At 55.7% G+C, this 17,161-nt stretch carries 15 protein-coding genes; 11 read left to right on the top strand and 4 right to left on the bottom strand.

Annotated features, from left to right (window positions below):
• Positions 1 to 6: 6 nt before the first annotated feature.
• Together malF and malE are read right to left on the bottom strand one after the other, a co-directional pair.
• Positions 7 to 1,551: a maltose ABC transporter permease MalF gene (malF, locus tag GV764_RS03810; RefSeq protein ID WP_161659055.1), complete on the bottom strand. Its 1,545-nt coding sequence runs from the start codon at positions 1,549 to 1,551 to the stop codon at positions 7 to 9.
• A 71-nt stretch (positions 1,552 to 1,622) separates the two neighbouring features.
• Positions 1,623 to 2,813 carry a maltose/maltodextrin ABC transporter substrate-binding protein MalE gene (gene malE / locus GV764_RS03805; protein ID WP_161659054.1) on the bottom strand — a complete coding sequence of 397 codons (1,191 nt, stop codon included), beginning with the start codon at positions 2,811 to 2,813 and terminating at the stop codon, positions 1,623 to 1,625.
• A gap of 369 nt (positions 2,814 to 3,182) precedes the next feature.
• Here malE and malK point away from each other — a divergent pair, with 369 nt between their 5' ends.
• From malK to ubiA, 5 genes are all read left to right on the top strand, one after another.
• Positions 3,183 to 4,292 (top strand): maltose/maltodextrin ABC transporter ATP-binding protein MalK, encoded by a 1,110-nt coding sequence (gene malK / locus GV764_RS03800; protein ID WP_161659053.1) that lies wholly within the window; start codon positions 3,183 to 3,185, stop codon positions 4,290 to 4,292.
• A 96-nt stretch (positions 4,293 to 4,388) separates the two neighbouring features.
• The gene (locus GV764_RS03795) at positions 4,389 to 5,699 is read left to right on the top strand and encodes a maltoporin (protein ID WP_161659052.1); all 1,311 of its coding nucleotides are present in this window, start codon (positions 4,389 to 4,391) and stop codon (positions 5,697 to 5,699) included.
• Between the two features lie 119 nt (positions 5,700 to 5,818).
• Positions 5,819 to 6,778 (top strand): maltose operon protein MalM, encoded by a 960-nt coding sequence (gene malM / locus GV764_RS03790; protein WP_161659051.1) that lies wholly within the window; start codon positions 5,819 to 5,821, stop codon positions 6,776 to 6,778.
• 176 nt (positions 6,779 to 6,954) lie between these two features.
• Entirely contained in the window at positions 6,955 to 7,464 is a 510-nt protein-coding gene (ubiC, locus tag GV764_RS03785) for a chorismate lyase (protein WP_161659050.1), read from the top strand.
• On the top strand, positions 7,464 to 8,336 hold the full coding sequence (gene ubiA / locus GV764_RS03780) for a 4-hydroxybenzoate octaprenyltransferase (protein ID WP_161659049.1): 873 nt from the start codon (positions 7,464 to 7,466) through the stop codon (positions 8,334 to 8,336). Before ubiC ends, ubiA begins: the two co-directional genes overlap by 1 nt.
• A 34-nt stretch (positions 8,337 to 8,370) precedes the next feature.
• On the opposite strand, the gene plsB is transcribed toward ubiA, so the two are convergent.
• Complete coding sequence (gene plsB, locus GV764_RS03775) at positions 8,371 to 10,800, bottom strand: glycerol-3-phosphate 1-O-acyltransferase PlsB (RefSeq protein ID WP_161659048.1); 2,430 nt, start codon at positions 10,798 to 10,800, stop codon at positions 8,371 to 8,373.
• 132 nt (positions 10,801 to 10,932) lie between these two features.
• Between plsB and GV764_RS03770 the strand changes: the two genes are divergently transcribed.
• The 4 genes from GV764_RS03770 to GV764_RS03755 all read left to right on the top strand — a co-directional run bounded on the left by GV764_RS03770 (position 10,933) and on the right by GV764_RS03755 (position 13,872).
• Complete coding sequence (locus GV764_RS03770) at positions 10,933 to 11,301, top strand: diacylglycerol kinase (RefSeq protein WP_161659047.1); 369 nt, start codon at positions 10,933 to 10,935, stop codon at positions 11,299 to 11,301.
• Positions 11,302 to 11,409: 108 nt separating this feature from the next.
• Entirely contained in the window at positions 11,410 to 12,018 is a 609-nt protein-coding gene (gene lexA / locus GV764_RS03765) for a transcriptional repressor LexA (RefSeq protein WP_125294750.1), read from the top strand.
• Between the two features lie 86 nt (positions 12,019 to 12,104).
• Positions 12,105 to 13,439, top strand: coding sequence for an MATE family efflux transporter DinF (gene dinF / locus GV764_RS03760; protein ID WP_161659046.1), 1,335 nt, complete (start codon positions 12,105 to 12,107; stop codon positions 13,437 to 13,439).
• A 223-nt stretch (positions 13,440 to 13,662) separates the two neighbouring features.
• Entirely contained in the window at positions 13,663 to 13,872 is a 210-nt protein-coding gene (locus tag GV764_RS03755; RefSeq protein ID WP_002438376.1) for a CsbD family protein, read from the top strand.
• A gap of 70 nt (positions 13,873 to 13,942) precedes the next feature.
• Here the strand turns inward: GV764_RS03755 and zur are convergent, their stop codons facing one another.
• Complete coding sequence (gene zur / locus GV764_RS03750; protein WP_161659045.1) at positions 13,943 to 14,458, bottom strand: zinc uptake transcriptional repressor Zur; 516 nt, start codon at positions 14,456 to 14,458, stop codon at positions 13,943 to 13,945.
• A gap of 316 nt (positions 14,459 to 14,774) precedes the next feature.
• Here zur and GV764_RS03745 point away from each other — a divergent pair, with 316 nt between their 5' ends.
• Both GV764_RS03745 and dusA read left to right on the top strand, forming a co-directional pair.
• Entirely contained in the window at positions 14,775 to 16,028 is a 1,254-nt protein-coding gene (locus tag GV764_RS03745; protein ID WP_161659044.1) for a conjugal transfer protein TraF, read from the top strand.
• Positions 16,029 to 16,120: 92 nt separating this feature from the next.
• Positions 16,121 to 17,119, top strand: a complete 999-nt coding sequence (gene dusA / locus GV764_RS03740; protein WP_161659043.1) for a tRNA dihydrouridine(20/20a) synthase DusA — start codon at positions 16,121 to 16,123, stop codon at positions 17,117 to 17,119.
• The last annotated feature ends 42 nt before the right edge of the window (positions 17,120 to 17,161 follow it).

Below are 17,161 nucleotides of genomic sequence, written 5' to 3'. Positions count from 1 at the left end.
GTCTCCTTAATCAAACTTGATGCGCGTGGCTTTGAGGTTAACAATCGCGAGCGCGCCCACCAGCAGGAAGATCAGCGTGGCGATAGCGGCGGCGAGGCCGAAATCCTGACCGCCGCCGCCTTCAAAGGCGATGCGGTAGGTATAGCTCACCAGCAGGTCGGTATAGCCTGCCGGGGTCGTGGTGCCGAGACGGTCCGGGCCGCCGTTGGTCAACAGCAGGATCAGCACGAAGTTATTGAAGTTGAAGGCGAAGCTGGCAATCATCAGCGGCGTGAGCGGCTTGATCAGCAGCGGGAAAGTGATTTTAAAGAAGTTCTGGAATGGCGTAGCGCCGTCCATCGCCGAGGCTTCGTAGAGATCGTCCGGAATCGCTTTCAGCAGCCCCATGCACAGGATCATCATGTACGGGTAACCCAGCCAGGTGTTGACGATGATAATCATGGCGCGGGCGGTGGTAGGGTCGGTGAACCATGCAGGGCGGATGCCGAACACCGCGCTGAGCATCATGTTGATTTCACCGAAGCTCTGGTTAAACAATCCTTTGAAAATCAGGATTGAGATAAACGACGGCACCGCATACGGTAGAATAAGCAGCACCCGGTAAATCGCTTTGCCTTTTAACGCTTCCCACTGCACCACGCAGGCCAACACCATGCCGACCGCCACGGTCAGCACCACGGTCAGCACCGAGAACACCACCGTCCAGACGAAGATGGCGAAGAACGGTTTCTGTATGCCCTCGTCGGTAAAGACGCGCATAAAGTTGTCCCAGCCGGTGGTCACCGTGTAGCCAGGGCTGAGTTTTTCGTTGCCCCAACTGCCGTCGGCGTTAACCGCCTGATAGAAACCGACATCGGGATTCGGCGCATAGACCGCGCCGCTCTGGTTGTTGGTCAGCTTGCCGTCTTGCGCCAGGGTGTACAGCGGGCGCGTGCCCGAGAACTGGCGTAATGAGCTCATCACCAGTTGGCTTTCATCCGGCAGCTCGGCGGTGATCCGCGTCAGCGCCTGGCGATTCTGGGTAATGATGCGCAGCGTGGCGCGTTCACCGGTCGGCAGCGCGTCGGCTTCCTTCAGCTTCAGGGTTTGCTCGCCGCCAAAGGTAAAGGCGTCGGAGACGTAGTTTTTGCCGCTTTCGCCATCGGTAAGCGCGAGCCGCCATTTTTCGTTATCCGGATAGAGGCTGAAGCTGAACGTTTTCCCCGCCTGATACTGGCGGTCCATCAGCACCTGCTGCGCACGTTCAAAGGTCAGCTGGTTGGTGCTGCTGTAGTTGGTAAACGCGATGGCGATGGTGCAGATCAGCGGGAACAGAACGAACAGCCCCATGCCGGCGAGGCCAGGGTAAACGTAGCGCCATGCGTAAGCGCGACGGTTAGCGAAAATGTACAGGCCAACGGAGCTTAAGATCAGCGTCACGATGGCGAACAAATACTCCCCCTGGGCATACATCAATACCACAAGATAACCCACCAGCAGGCCGAGCAGGGCAATGGCTGACCACTTCAGCCTGTCGCTTTGCCACCAGGGTTTCTTTTTAACAACATCCATGGGGTTTCCTTTTACAACAGATTAGAACGGCAACTCAACGCGGGCAGCCCGAAGCTGCCCGCGATTGCTTATTACTTGGTGATACGGCCCTGCGCATCTTTCATCGCTTCGTCCACGGTCTGACGACCGCTCACGGCGTTGATCACTGCGGTGCGAACGGCATACCAGAAGGCGGACATCTGCGGAATGTTCGGCATGATTTCGCCTTTCTCGGCATTCGCCATGGTGGCGGCGATGCGCGGATCTTTCGCCAGCTGTTCCTGATAGGATTTCAGCGCCACAGCGCCCAGCGGTTTATCCTTGTTCACTTCCGCCAGACCTTCGTCGGTCAGCAGGTAGTTTTCCAGGAACTCTTTCGCCAGCTCTTTGTTCGGGCTGGCGGCATTGATACCGGCGCTCAGAACCCCGACGAACGGTTTCGACGGCTTGCCTTTGAAGGTCGGAAGCTGTGCAACGCCGTAGTTGATTTTGCTCTTATCGATGTTGGTCCACGCCCACGGACCGTTGATGGTCATGGCGGTTTCGCCTTTGTTAAAAGCGGCTTCAGCGATGGAGTAATCGGTATCGGCGTTCATGTGTTTGTTTTTGATCATGTCGACCAGGAAAGTCAGGCCCGCTTTCGCGCCCGCAGTGTCCACGCCGACATCTTTCACATCGTATTTGCCGTTGGCGAATTTAAACGCGTATCCGCCGTCTGCCGCAATCAACGGCCAGGTGAAGTACGGCTCTTGCAGGTTGAACATCAGGGCGCTCTTACCTTTGGCCTTGAGTTCTTTATCCAGCGCCGGGATCTCTTCCCAGGTTTTCGGCGGGTTAGGGACTAAATCTTTGTTGTAGATAAGCGACAGGGATTCAACCGCCACCGGGTAAGCAATCAGCTTGCCGTTGTAACGTACCGCGTCCCAGGCGAAAGGCACCAGTTTGTCCTGGAAGGCTTTGTCCGGCGTGATTTCAGCCAGTAAGCCAGACTGCGCGTAACCCCCGAAACGGTCATGCGCCCAGAAAATGATATCCGGGCCATCACCGGTAGCCGCAACCTGCGGATATTTCTCTTCCAGCTTATCCGGATGCTCTACGGTCACTTTAATGCCGGTGTCTTTTTCGAACTTCTTACCCACTTCGGCAAGGCCGTTATAGCCTTTATCACCGTTGATCCAGATTACCAGTTTGCCTTCTTCTATCTTGGCGAGAGCAGAGGCGGAGAACATCATCGTTGTCAGTGCAGACAACGCGAGGATGCGTGCGCCAGTGTTGAGTTTCATATGTCCCATCCTTTTTGGTGATGTGCACGTGGATACACGTAGTGGCTTTACCCTGCTTAGTCTGCGCATCTGACAAGCGCTTCTCATCCTCCTTTACGCTACGCCCCTGGGCTCACTTGTGTGATCTCTGTTGCATAACCCCAGGTTATGTGGACTGGCGCACATAAAAAACCCCGCTTTTTTGACGCCACGATCACGATTTTCCCAGGCGGGTCGCGCCTGCGGTGGCAGTCCTGCTCCTCTCATCCTCCCGTCTCCTCCCCCATTAAAAAGCGCGGGGGTGGAGGATTCACCCACACCCCTAATGACGGATAGTCAGTCAATAAAGATGTTTTGCAGTGTTGCGACAAGTTGTTGAGGGAGAAGGGGATGGCAAGCGTTCAGCTGCGTAATGTAACGAAAGCCTGGGGCGATGTGGTGGTCTCAAAGGATATCAACCTTGATATCAATGAAGGTGAGTTTGTGGTGTTCGTCGGACCCTCGGGCTGCGGTAAATCGACATTGCTGCGAATGATTGCCGGGCTGGAAACGGTTACCAGCGGCGATTTATTGATTGGCGATAAACGCGTGAATGATGTGCCGCCCGCCGAACGCGGCGTGGGTATGGTGTTTCAGTCCTATGCGCTGTATCCGCACCTGTCGGTGGCTGAGAACATGTCTTTCGGCCTGAAGCTGGCCGGGGCGAAGAAAGAAATCATCCACCAGCGGGTGAATCAGGTCGCCGAAACGCTGCAACTGGCGCATTTGCTGGATCGCCGTCCGAAAGCGTTGTCCGGCGGGCAGCGTCAGCGCGTGGCGATTGGCCGTACCCTGGTGGCGGAACCGCGCGTGTTTCTGCTGGATGAGCCGCTCTCTAACCTGGATGCCGCGCTGCGCGTGCAGATGCGCATCGAAATCTCCCGTCTGCATAAGCGCCTGAAGCGCACCATGATTTACGTCACCCACGACCAGGTTGAGGCCATGACCCTCGCCGACAAAATCGTGGTGCTGGACGCCGGGCGCGTCGCCCAGGTGGGTAAACCGCTTGAGCTGTATCACTACCCTGCGGACCGCTTCGTGGCCGGGTTTATCGGTTCGCCGAAGATGAATTTCTTACCAGTGAAAGTTACCGCCACCGCTATCGACCAGGTGCAGGTAGAACTGCCGAACCGTCAGCAAATCTGGCTGCCGGTCGACAGTGCGGGGGTTCAGCCAGGGACCAATATGTCGCTGGGCATTCGCCCGGAACATCTGCTGCCCAGTGAAATCGCCGACGTCACCCTGGAAGGCGACGTCCAGGTAGTCGAACAGCTTGGTCACGAAACGCAAATTCATATCCAAATTCCGGCCATTCGTCAGAACCTGGTCTACCGCCAGACTGACGTGGTGTTGGTAGAAGAGGGTGCCACATTCGCCATCGGCTTGCCGCCAGAGCGTTGCCATTTGTTCCGAGAGGATGGTACGGCCTGTCGTCGTCTGCACCAGGAGCCTGGCGTTTAAGCATTCCATAAAAAACGACACAAAACCCTTCGCGCTGCGTTGCAGCAACCTGAAAGGCGATGTGTACAAAGAAAAGCAATGATCTCAGGAGATAGAATGATGATTACTCTGCGCAAAGTCCCACTGGCGGTAGCCGTTATGGCAGGCATCCTGTCTGCCCAGGCAGGCGCCGTTGATTTTAAAGGCTACGCCCGTTCCGGTATTGGCTGGACAGGCAGCGGCGGCGAGCAGGAATGTTTCCAGGCCACCGGTGCTCAAAGTAAATATCGTCTGGGCAACGAATGCGAAACCTACGCAGAACTCAAACTGGGTCAGGAAGTGTGGAAAGAGGGCGATAAGAGCTTCTACTTCGACACGAACGTGGCGTACTCCGTATCACAACGTAATGACTGGGAATCCACCAGCCCCGCTTTCCGTGAGGCTAACGTCCAGGGTAAAAACCTGATTGACGCGCTGCCGGGTGCGACTATTTGGGCCGGTAAACGCTTCTACCAGCGTCATGACGTTCACATGATCGACTTCTACTACTGGGATATCTCCGGCCCGGGCGCAGGTCTGGAAAACATCGATCTCGGCTTTGGTAAACTTTCTCTGGCTGCCACCCGTTCTTCTGAATCCGGCGGCTCTTCCGCATTCTCTGATTTTGATGCCGACGGCAACCGTATTTATGACAACGTCGTGCCGAACGATGTGTTCGACGTGCGTTTAGCCGGCATGGAAATCAACCCGGGCGGCACACTGGAACTGGGTGTCGACTACGGTCACACCAACATCCCTGATGACTATTACCTGCAGCCTGGCGCATCAAAAGACGGTTGGTTGTTCACCGCCGAGCATACCCAGAGCATGCTGAAAGGCTTTAACAAGTTCGTGGTTCAGTACGGTCTGGATTCCATGACCTCTAACGGTAAAGGCATCCCGCAGGGCGCCAGCCTCAATAATGACGGCCATCTGCTGCGCTTTATCGACCACGGTGCCATTTCTCTGGGCGATCGTTGGGACCTGATGTACGTCGGTATGTATCAGGATATCGATCTGGACAACAACAACGGTACCCGCTGGTGGACCGTGGGCGTGCGCCCGATGTTCAAATGGACGCCGATCATGAGCACCCTGCTTGAAGTGGGCTATGACAACGTGAAATCCCAGCGCACCGACTCCACTAACGACCAGGTCAAAGTGACCCTGGCGCAACAGTGGCAGGCTGGCGACAGCATCTGGTCCCGCCCGGCAATCCGCGTGTTCGCGACCTATGCCAAATGGGATGAGTCCTTCGGCTACGCTAACAACGATTCCGGCGCTGGCTACACCGCAGGTTACGCTTATCAGGATACTTCCGCGCGCACCTTCAGCCGTGGCGATAACGATGAGTGGACCTTCGGCGCTCAGATGGAAATCTGGTGGTAATACAGAACGTTAATACATAAAGCAAAGAGGGGCGTACGCCCCTCTGTCTGACCATGCCTGTCCTGGGTGAGCGCGCTATTGCCTGGCTCCCGCTTACCCGCACGTTTGAGGTTATAACAATGAAAATGAATAAAAGTTTAATCGCGTTGTGTCTCTCTGCGGGTTTACTGGCAAGCCTACCGGCCACCACCCTCGCAGCGGTGAATCTGGTTCCACAGGACGTTTCTGCCGCGCCAGCGCTTCCGGCGCAGTCATTGCAGCAACTGCAATGGACGCCTGTCGACCAGTCCAAAACCCAAACCACCACCCTAGCGACCAGCGGTCAATCGCTGAACGCGCCGGGCATTGCCGGGCCGGTTGCTGCGTACAGCGTACCGGCGAATATCGGCGAACTGACGATCACTCTGACCAGCGAAGTAGATAAGCAAACGTCCGTCTTTGCGCCGAACGTGCTGGTTTTAGATCAAAATTTAACGCCTGCGGCCTTTTTCCCCAGCAGTTACTTTACCTATCAGGAGCCGGGCGTGATGTCCGCCGATCGTCTTGAGGGCGTGATTAAACTGACCCCCGCGCTGGGGCAGCAAAAACTCTATTTACTGGTGTTCACCACGGATAAAGACCTGCAACAAACCACAAAATTACTCGACCCGGCCAAGTCTTATGCCAAAGGCACCGGCAATGCGATTCCGGATATTCCTGACCCGATTGCCCGTCATACCACTGACGGCACGCTAAAACTGAAGGTGAAAACCTCTTCCGGCTCCAGCATCCTGGTGGGGCCGCTGTTCGGCTCCTCTGGCCCTGGTCCGGTTACCGTTGGTAATACCGCCGCACCGACAACCGCCTATGCCGCACCCGCCCCGGCATCCGCCCCGGCCCATGCCGCGCCGGCACCCGCGCCTGCCGCGAAAAGCGAACCGGTATTAAACGACACCGAAAACTATTTTAATCAGGCCATTAAGCAGGCCGTTAACAGCGGGGATATCGACAAGGCCCTGAAACTGCTGAATGAAGCCGAGCGTCTGGGTTCTACCTCCGCCCGTTCAACGTTTATCAGCAGTGTAAAAGGCAAGGGGTGATTCACTCCGCATTGTTGATGCTTGTAAGGTTGGTGCGCTTCGGCGCACCTTTTTTTATTTGCCGCCGCGTTTGTTGCACATTTGTTGCGCTAAATCGTCATTGGTGACGTTTCCTCCGCCAACTTCGCGCCTTTCTGCGCTACAATGCCGGAAGACCTGGTTCCGGAGAGCAAGACATGTCCCATCCTGCGCTCACGTCACTGCGTGCGCTGACCTTTTTCGACACCCTTCCCGAGCTGGATAGCGAATTGCTCGACTGGCTGCTGCTTGAAGACTCGATGACCAAACGCTTCGAGCAATTTTGCCGTAAAGTGCATGTCGATGTTATCAATGAAGGCTTTATCGGGCCGGAATTGCCTGAGGACGAACGCGCCTGCCTGCCGCAGGCGTCGCGCTACTGGCTGCGTGAAATCGTGCTGTGCGGCGACGGCGAGCCCTGGCTGATTGGCCGCACCGTCGTGCCGGAGTCGACATTGAGCGGGCCGGAACTGGCGTTGCAGCATCTGGGCGAAACCCCGCTGGGCCGCTATCTTTTTACCCAGTCGACGCTCACGCGCGACTATATTGAGGTGGGGCGCAGCGAAAATTTATGGGGACGCCGTTCTCGCCTGCGGTTATCCGGTAAACCGCTGTTACTGACTGAACTGTTTCTGGCTGCGTCGCCGTTGTACCAGGAGGAAAAATAATGGAGTGGAGCCTTAGGCAAAATAAGCTGCTGGCTTATCACCGGCTGATGCGTACAGATAAACCCATCGGCGCACTGTTACTGTTATGGCCGACCCTGTGGGCGCTGTGGGTTGCCACCCCCGGTCTGCCGCCGCTGTGGATCCTGGCAGTGTTTGTCGCGGGTGTCTGGCTGATGCGCGCAGCGGGCTGCGTGGTGAATGATTATGCCGATCGTAAATTCGACGGCCATGTGAAGCGTACCGCCAACCGCCCATTACCGAGCGGCGCCGTCACGGAAAAAGAGGCGCGCAATCTGTTTGTCGGGCTGGTGTTGCTGTCGTTCCTGCTGGTGCTGACGCTCAACACCATGACCATTTTGCTGTCGGTAGCGGCGCTGGCGCTGGCGTGGGTCTATCCGTTTATGAAGCGCTATACCCATCTGCCGCAGGTGGTGCTCGGCGCGGCGTTCGGCTGGTCGATCCCCATGGCGTTCGCCGCCGTGAGTGAAAGCGTGCCGCTTAGCTGCTGGCTGCTGTTCATCGCCAATATCTGCTGGGCCGTGGCTTACGATACGCAGTACGCCATGGTCGACCGCGACGACGATGTGAAAATCGGCATTAAATCCACGGCGATCCTGTTTGGCCGCCACGACAAGCTGATTATCGGTATTTTGCAGGTGGTGGTGATGGGCCTGATGGCGCTGGTAGGCTGGCTGAACGGGCTGGGTGCGGTGTTCTATGCGGCGATCCTGATTGCCGGCGGGCTGTTTGCTTATCAACAAAAGCTGATTGCCCATCGCGAGCGCGCGGCCTGTTTCCAGGCGTTTATGAACAATAACTACGTCGGTTTAGTGTTGTTTATCGGGCTGGTGTTCAGTTATCAGCATGTCTAAAAAAAACAGGCGGGAAATCCCGCCTGTTTTGTCTTTACGCGTCGTTCGCCTGAGCCGCTGCGCTTTCAATGGTCAACCGAATATCCGAGGTAATCAGGTCCGCCAGAAGTTCGTAGACCTTCATGGTGCGGGCCGGTTCGGCATCGCCGGTATCACTGATAAAACCTTCATCACGTAAGGTGGACACCAGAGTACTGAACACCGCTTTGTCGAAGAATTCCGGCGCGTTAATCCCGTGCAGCACCGACAGACGCTGTGCTACGGTGCGGCTCTCTTTCTCCAGCGTACCGCGGTTGATGGAAGGATTGGCGCTCAGCAGCCAGAAGGTGATTGCGTAGCGTTGCAGCGTTTCGCGAACCCCTGCCGCCAGCAGTTGCAGCGTGCGTGAACGGGCCGGGTTAAGCTGCAATTTATCGCCGTTTTCTACGATCAACTGCTGCTGCAACAGCTCATTCACCAGCGCATCAATCACTGCGCCGAGCTCGCTTTTTTCCCAGCGCAGGAACAGTTCCGCCTTGAGCATCGGATACAGCACATCGACCTGGCGCAGCAACTCTTCACGGGTGATATGGCGATGCTGGGCAATCATGGCCGCCAGCAGCGACGGCAGCACCAGCATATGGTGAATGTTGTTGCGGTAGTAGGTCATCAATACCGCCTGCTCGCGCGGCAGAATAATGATGTCGCCGATGGTGTCTTTCTCGACTTCAAACTTATTCATTTGCAGCGCGTGCTCAATCAGCTCGTTAGCGGACTGGGCAGGCGTGGTCGCATCCGGCGAGTAGGGCACGTTGCGCAGCAGGCTCAGGTAGCAGCCGAGCTGTTCAGTCAGTTGCTCGCGGGTGAGCGAACGCTGACGCGACGCCAGCAGCGCGGTACAGCACAGGTTCATGGCGTTTGCCGCGCCCGCGTTGTTGATGCGCACCATCAGGTCGGCGGCGATAGCGTTCACCGTCGGCGTGAGCCAGGCAGGGCGGATCGCTTCGATGGGATCGATGGATTCGCGCCATTCCGGCACATGCTGGTTGAGGTAGGTCGTCAGCGGCATCGGCTCGCCGAAGTTCACGTAGCCCTGGCCCAGGTTGCGCAGTTTGCTCAGTCCGCTGACCATTTTCGCGAAGTTCTCTTTCTCTTTGGTCGCGCCGCGCAGCTCTTTAGCATAGGTGCCCACTTCCATGACGTGTTCATATCCGATGTAGATCGGAATCAGCGTAATCGGGCGCGTACCGCCGCGCAGCATGGCCTGGATGGTCATCGACAGGGTGCCGGTTTTCGGGTCCAACAGGCGGCCAGTACGGGAACGGCCTCCTTCAACGAAATACTCCACCGAATAGCCGCGGCTGAACAGTTCGCCCAGATACTCGCGGAATACCGTGGAGTAGAGTTTGTTGCCCTTAAACGTGCGGCGGATAAAGAACGCGCCCAGGCGACGGAACATCGGGCCTGCTGGCCAGAAGTTCAGGTTAATGCCCGCAGCGATATGCGGCGGCACCAACCCCTGGTGATACAGCACGTAGGAGAGCAGCATATAGTCCATATGGCTGCGGTGGCAGGGAACGTACACCAGCTCGTGACCGTCATGCGCCAGCTGGCGCACCCGCTCGGCGTTGTGCACGTTAATGCCCTGATACAGGCGGTTCCAGGTAAAGCCCAGAATGCGGTCCATCAGACGAATAGTTTCGTAGGAGAAGTTTGCCGCAATCTCTTCCATCAACGCCACGGCATTCTGCTGGGCCTTTTCATGGGAGATTTTTTTGCTGCGCGCTTCGTCTTCCACCGCGCGGGCGATGGCTTTGGAAGCCAACAGCTTATTAAACAGATCCTGACGCGCCGGCAAACGCGGCCCGACGGCAGCCAGACGCTGACGGGCGAAGTGCATGCGCGCGACACGCGCCAGCTTCTGGGCGATGGTTTTATCCGTGCCGTGCTCATCCGCCATACGGCGTAGCGACACCGACGGCGAAAAGCGCACAAAACTGTCGCGCCCTAACCAGGAAACGGCAAAAAATTTCTGCACGCCGTTGAGCATGCGCAGCGGTGGGTTTACTTCGCCTTTTTCGCGGCCCGGCGCGCGCCCGAACATCACCGATACCGGCACCATCTGGACGTCAAGCAGCGGATTGCTGCGATGCAGATCGAGATAGTCGTGGAACAGCTTAATCGACTCTTCTTTCGGCGTGTAATAGGTGAATACCCGCGGCCCGCCGTGAATAAACACATGGCGCGGCAACAGCGTGCCGTCGATTTCAATCGGCTCCAGCGGGTCGGGCAAATCATGCGCCAGACACTGTTGACGCAGCGTCAGTAAGTCCGCTTTCGAGTTGTACGGAAGAACGTACATAATCGGGCGCGAGGTATCGAGCCCCAGTTCGGCGCACGGATCCGCCGGAATGGATTTGCTTTTTACCAGTACGCGTAATGGTAAATTAAGTAATTTGTAGTAAATTCGTGGCCAGCCGGACATAAACGATGTAAAGCCTCTGGTTAATAATGCAATTGCACCGCAAGAATATCAGAAACTACCGGGAATATCTGTGGTGCTTACGTTTCGTTGCTCAATGCTATTGATGCGCGTTTTTTAAAAAGGTTTCTTTTCATGGCGAATAACACCACTGGGTTGATACGAATAATAAAAGCAGCAGGTTACTCCTGGAAAGGCATCCGCGCCGCCTGGAAGAACGAAGCCGCATTTCGTCAGGAAGGCGTCGCGGCGATTGCCGCCATCGCCATCGCCTGTTGGCTGGACGTTGATCCCATTACCCGTGTGCTGCTGATTGGCTCCGTTATCCTGGTGATGATCGTGGAGATCCTCAACAGTGCCATCGAAGCGGTGGTCGATCGTATTGGCCCGGAATTTCATGAGCTCTCCGGGCGTGCCAAAGACATGGGGTCAGCAGCAGTGCTGTTCGCTATTTTACTGGCGCTGATCACCTGGGGCACATTGCTCTGGTCAAATTTGCGATAACTCTTCCAGATGCGGCTAACATGCGGATATTTGCTCATTTTGTGGTTTCAAAAACACCGTTAGCTGTATATACTCACAGCATTACTGTATATGCACCCAGGGGGCGGAATGAAAAGTTTAACGGCCAGACAGCAAGAGGTGTTTGATCTTATTCGCGATCACATCAGCCAAACCGGCATGCCTCCCACTCGTGCGGAGATTGCACAGCGTCTGGGCTTTCGTTCTCCTAACGCTGCAGAAGAACACTTAAAAGCCCTGGCGCGTAAAGGGGTGATTGAAATCGTCTCCGGCGCATCGCGTGGTCTGCGTTTGCTGGTGGAAGAGGAAGAAGGCTTACCGCTGGTAGGCCGTGTCGCTGCGGGCGAGCCGCTGTTGGCTCAACAGCATATTGAAGGGCATTATCAGGTCGATCCGGGTCTGTTTAAGCCCAGCGCGGATTTCCTGCTGCGCGTTAGCGGGATGTCCATGAAAGATATCGGAATTATGGACGGTGATTTACTCGCGGTGCATAAAACCCAGGATGTGCGCAACGGCCAGGTGGTGGTGGCGCGCATTGACGATGAAGTCACTGTTAAACGCCTGAACAAACAGGGCAATACGGTGCAACTGCTGCCAGAAAACAGCGAATTCTCCCCGATCGTTGTTGACCTGCGCCAGCAGGCTTTTTCAATCGAAGGCCTTGCCGTGGGCGTCATCCGCAACGGCGAGTGGCTGTAAGTCCTTTTGCCTGATTTGAAGCCGTAGCGCGCCGCGTTACGGCTTTTTGCTTTTTACAGATACACGTTACCGCTACGGATTGCGTCATGCCATTTTTCACGTCTGCTGATAAAGCATTGTGGCGCCTGGCGCTGCCAATGATCTTCTCCAATATCACCGTGCCGCTGCTGGGCCTGGTGGATACCGCCGTTATCGGCCATCTCGATAGCCCCGTTTATTTAGCTGGCGTCGCCATTGGCGCGACCGCGACCAGCTTCCTGTTTATGCTGCTGCTGTTTTTACGCATGAGCACCACCGGGTTAACTGCCCAGGCATTTGGCGCAAAAAACCCCCAGGCAATGGCGCGTGCGCTGGTGCAGCCGCTGCTGCTGGCGTTGCTGGCGGGGGCTGCCATTATGCTGCTGCGCACGCCGCTTATCGATCTGGCGCTGCATATTGTCGGCGGTAGCGAAGAGGTTTTACGTCAGGCGCGGCGTTTTCTTGAAATCCGCTGGCTAAGCGCGCCAGCGACGCTGGCAAATCTGGTGCTGTTAGGCTGGCTGCTGGGCGTGCAGTACGCGCGAGCCCCGGTGATCCTGCTGATCGTCGGCAATGTGCTGAATATCGCGCTCGATTTGTGGCTGGTGGTAGGGCTGGATATGAACGTGCAGGGCGCGGCGCTCGCGACCCTGGTGGCGGAATACATCACGTTATTCGTCGGGCTGATGATGGTCTGGCACGTGATGAAACTGCGGGGCGTTGACCCGACGATGCTGCTCTCCGCCTGGCGTGGCGATATCTGGCGATTACTGGCGTTAAATCGCGACATCATGCTGCGCTCGCTGCTGCTGCAAATCTGCTTCGCCAGCGTCACGATTTTAGGGGCGCGGATGGGCAGCGATATTGTGGCGGTGAATGCCGTATTGATGACCCTACTGACCTTTACGGCCTATGCGCTGGACGGTTTTGCCTATGCGGTGGAGGCCCATTCCGGGCAGGCCTATGGCGCAGGCAACAGCAACCAGCTTATTAAGGTCTGGCATGCTGCCTGCCGCCAGGCGGGGCTGGTCGCGTTGATGTTCGCCGCGCTTTATGCGCTGTGGGGCGAGCACATTGTTGCGCTGCTCACCTCGTTGCCGGTTCTGCAGCAGCAGGCCGATCGCTATCTGGCCTGGCAGGTAGTGCTGCCGCTGGTCGGCGTGTGGTGCTATCTGCTGGACGGTATGTTTATCGGTGCCACCCGGGGCGCAGAAATGCGTAACAGCATGGCCGTGGCAGCGCTGGGTTTTGGCGTAACGTTAATTTCTTTACCCTGGCTGGGGAATCACGGGCTGTGGCTGGCGGTAGCGGTATTCCTGGCGCTGCGCGGCCTGTCGCTATGGCTGATCTGGCGCCGTCACTGGCAGCGTAATAGCTGGTTCAACGAGCCGGGTCATGGTTAGTTACATCTACTGACCCTGATTTAATTAATGTTTATCACTCTGATATATAAAATATTTATATCACCGCTGACCGTTTTTCACTCTCGCGCCTGGTTAAAGATTCTGAATATACCAAACGAGTCGGAATGGTCGACTAAACTCATTATCACGTCCAGCAGATAATAACTGTTAAACACGGACGATAAACATTTAGCGTTTATAACCGAACGATGAGGACTACATCATGAATAAAGACGAAGTCGGCGGTAACTGGAAACAGTTCAAAGGTAAAATGAAAGAGCAGTGGGGTAAACTCACTGACGACGATATGACCGTTATCGAAGGTAAACGCGATCAGCTCGTAGGGAAAATCCAGGAACGCTATGGATACGAGAAAGATCAGGCAGAGAACGAAGTGAAAGACTGGGAAACCCGTAACGATTACCGCTGGTAATCCTGACGTTTCTCAGGTCAGTCACCCTCATGGCTACCCTGCCCAGGTACAAGGACGTACCGTTTACCGCTTACTTCCCACGCTTTTTAACCTGAACAGAATGATCGTGCCCGCAATGTTCCGGATGACGGCACGCTTCTATCTCTTTGCAGCCTGAGCACAATCCGTGCGCTTCAATCACGTTATGGCGTAGCGTAAAGCCCATTTCTGCGGCGAGCGCATCCATAATCGTTTCTACGCCCTGCGCGCTCTGCTCTTTCACCACGCCGCAGCGGTCGCAAATGAACATCGCTGAGGTATGCGTCGGCTGATCAAATAAATGACACAGCACATAGCTGTTGGTGGATTCAACCTTATGGACAAATCCTTGCTCCAGCAGGAAATCCAGCGCCCGGTATACCGTTGGCGGTTTAGCCTGTGGCTCGGTTTCGCGCAGCAAATCCAACAAGTCATAAGCGCTGATGGCGCCTTTTTGTAGAGTCATTAAACGCAACACTTCGAGGCGCTGCGGCGTCAGGCGTACGTTTCGTTGCTGGCAGAGGTTTTCCGCCAGGGCAAGCATATGTTGTGACGTCGTCGTTTCCATCAGCATCCCCAGAGGCTCGTAAAACGGCTATTTTATCACGAACCGCTCAAAACGCCGACTGCTTGCTGGCACCTGTTGAATGCGGTTTTAATCCATTTGAATGATATTAGCTCGCTAAGCATAAATATCATCTATAAGTATTAGGTCTCACAAATAATAAACAGGAGCCGCCAGAAGGCGGCATCACGCTTCATGGGCCAAAAGGCCTGTTTCTCATCGAGTTATACGCAGCAATCGTTCTCCGCTGTGCAGGGACACAGCATCTGTTATGCAACCTATGACGAGACGGACTACTGTGAAAAAAATATAAGTATCGATGGTGACTGCAGCGGTTTCGCTGCTGGTGGCAAATGAGGCCAGTGCGGCCAATACCTGGACGGAAGCGCGTGGTGACGCGATGGGGGGAACGGGGGTCGCCTCAGCGCATTATGGCAGTGGCGTGTTAATCAACCCGGCGTTACTGGCAAAGGCAAAACCTGAAGATGACGTCACCGTTATTTTCCCCTCGGTGGGGGCGCAAATCAGCGATAAAGATAATCTTCAGGATCAGATAGATGACATCAGCGATCGCATTAATTACTACCAGGATGTTATTGATGATTTTGGCCCGGAAGACCTGCTGAACATTAACCAGTCACTTCAGGAATTCCAGAATGCTGCTGGCGAACTGGCGAACCAACTGGAAGATCTGAAGGGAAAAGTCGCCACCGCGCGTGCTGGCGTGGGCTTTGCCGTCAGTATTCCCAACGATGTGTTGTCAGTGGCCTTTATGGCTAAGGGGTATGCCCATGCAAGGGTGAGCTCCTGGATAGATCCTGACGATATCTCCTACCTGCGTGGTATTGAGGGCAGCGATTTACGGGCCGCAGCGGTGGCGACAGACGCCATTATTAACGGTACCGATCGCATTACCGACAATCTCAATTCCACCGGATTTGGGCGTGCGGCGATTGTCTCGGATTACGGCGTCGCCTTTGCCAAACAGTTTGAAATCGGCGACGTGCCGGTATCGTTTGGCGTTACGCCAAAACTGCAAAAAACCTGGCTGTATAACTACAGCGTGCCGATCTACGCTTATGAAAGCAGCGACTGGAATAACAGCCGTTACCGTACTGATGACACAGGTTTTAACATCGACGCCGGTTTAGCCGCCGACTTCGGCGAAAACTTTACCGTGGGTTTAAGCGGCCAAAATCTCGTTTCCCGTAATATCGATACGAAAGTGGTTAACGGTTATCGCGATACTTACCAGATAGCACCGTTGGTCACGGCAGGCGTCGCCTGGAACACAGAGAGAGTCACCTTAACCGCTGACGGCGATCTCACTGAAACCAAAGGATTCAAAAGCGAGGAAAACAGTCAGTACGCTGGCGTGGGCGCGGAAGTGCGGCCGCTCTCCTGGCTGGCGGTGCGCGCCGGTTATCGCGCGGATATCAAAGGCAACGACAATGACGTCTTTACCGCGGGTCTGGGCTTCTCGCCATTCAATCGGGTACATATCGATTTAACCGGCATTGTCGGCGAGAAAGAGACCTGGGGCGCAGGGGCGCAACTTAAGGTGACATTCTAAAATCACAGGGCGGAGTGGCGTCGTTCCGCCCATTTTTCCAGAGTGTGGTATAGTGTCGCCCCTTTTTTAACCTGATACGCCATCGTTTGACTATGCTGCCAGAATCTCAATCCACCGCTTTTGCCGCTCACCGCTTTTCCATCGCGCCGATGCTCGACTGGACCGACAGGCACTGCCGTTATTTCTTACGCCTGCTGTCGCGCCATACGCTGCTGTATACCGAAATGGTGACCACCGGGGCGATTATCCACGGCAAAGGCGACTACCTGGCATACAGCGAGGAAGAGCATCCGGTGGCGCTGCAGCTCGGCGGCAGCGATCCGGCAGCCCTTGCGCAGTGTGCAAAACTGGCTGAAGCGCGCGGTTACGATGAGATCAACCTTAACGTCGGTTGCCCGTCTGACCGCGTACAGAACGGCATGTTCGGCGCGTGCCTGATGGGTAATGCGCAACTGGTGGCGGACTGCATTAAAGCGATGCGCGATGTGGTCGCTATTCCTGTCACCGTAAAAACTCGCATCGGCATAGATGATCAGGACAGCTATGAATTCCTGTGTGATTTTATCAACACCGTGTCAGGCAAAGGCGAGTGCGAGATGTTTATCATCCATGCCCGTAAAGCCTGGCTTTCCGGCCTGAGCCCAAAGGAAAACCGCGAAATCCCGCCGCTCGATTATCCGCGCGTGTATCAACTGAAGCGTGACTTCCCGCATCTGACGATGTCGATCAACGGCGGTATCACTTCACTGGAGCAGGCGAAAGCGCATCTGGAACATATGGATGGCGTGATGGTTGGGCGGGAGGCGTATCAAAATCCGGGAATGCTGGCGGCGGTAGATAAGGACATTTTTGGCGTTGATAGCGTATTACCCGATCCGGTTGCGGTAGTGCGCGCCATGTATCCCTATATTGAACGCGAACTGAGTCAGGGCGCGTATCTTGGCCACATCACCCGTCATATGCTCGGGCTGTTCCAGGGCGTGCCCGGCGCGCGCCAGTGGCGTCGCTATTTAAGCGAAAACGCTCATAAGGCCGGGGCAGACATCGAGGTGCTGGAGCGCGCATTGCAGAAAGTCGCTAACCCGCAATAAATTCGCTAAAAAATGGTCAAATTCGCTACGCCTCGTCCATCG

Source organism: Atlantibacter hermannii (assembly GCF_009907385.1).
Lineage (GTDB): Bacteria > Pseudomonadota > Gammaproteobacteria > Enterobacterales > Enterobacteriaceae > Atlantibacter > Atlantibacter hermannii_A.
The sequence above is the reverse complement of the archived record's forward strand: the minus strand, read 5'-3'. Positions and strand labels throughout refer to the sequence as shown.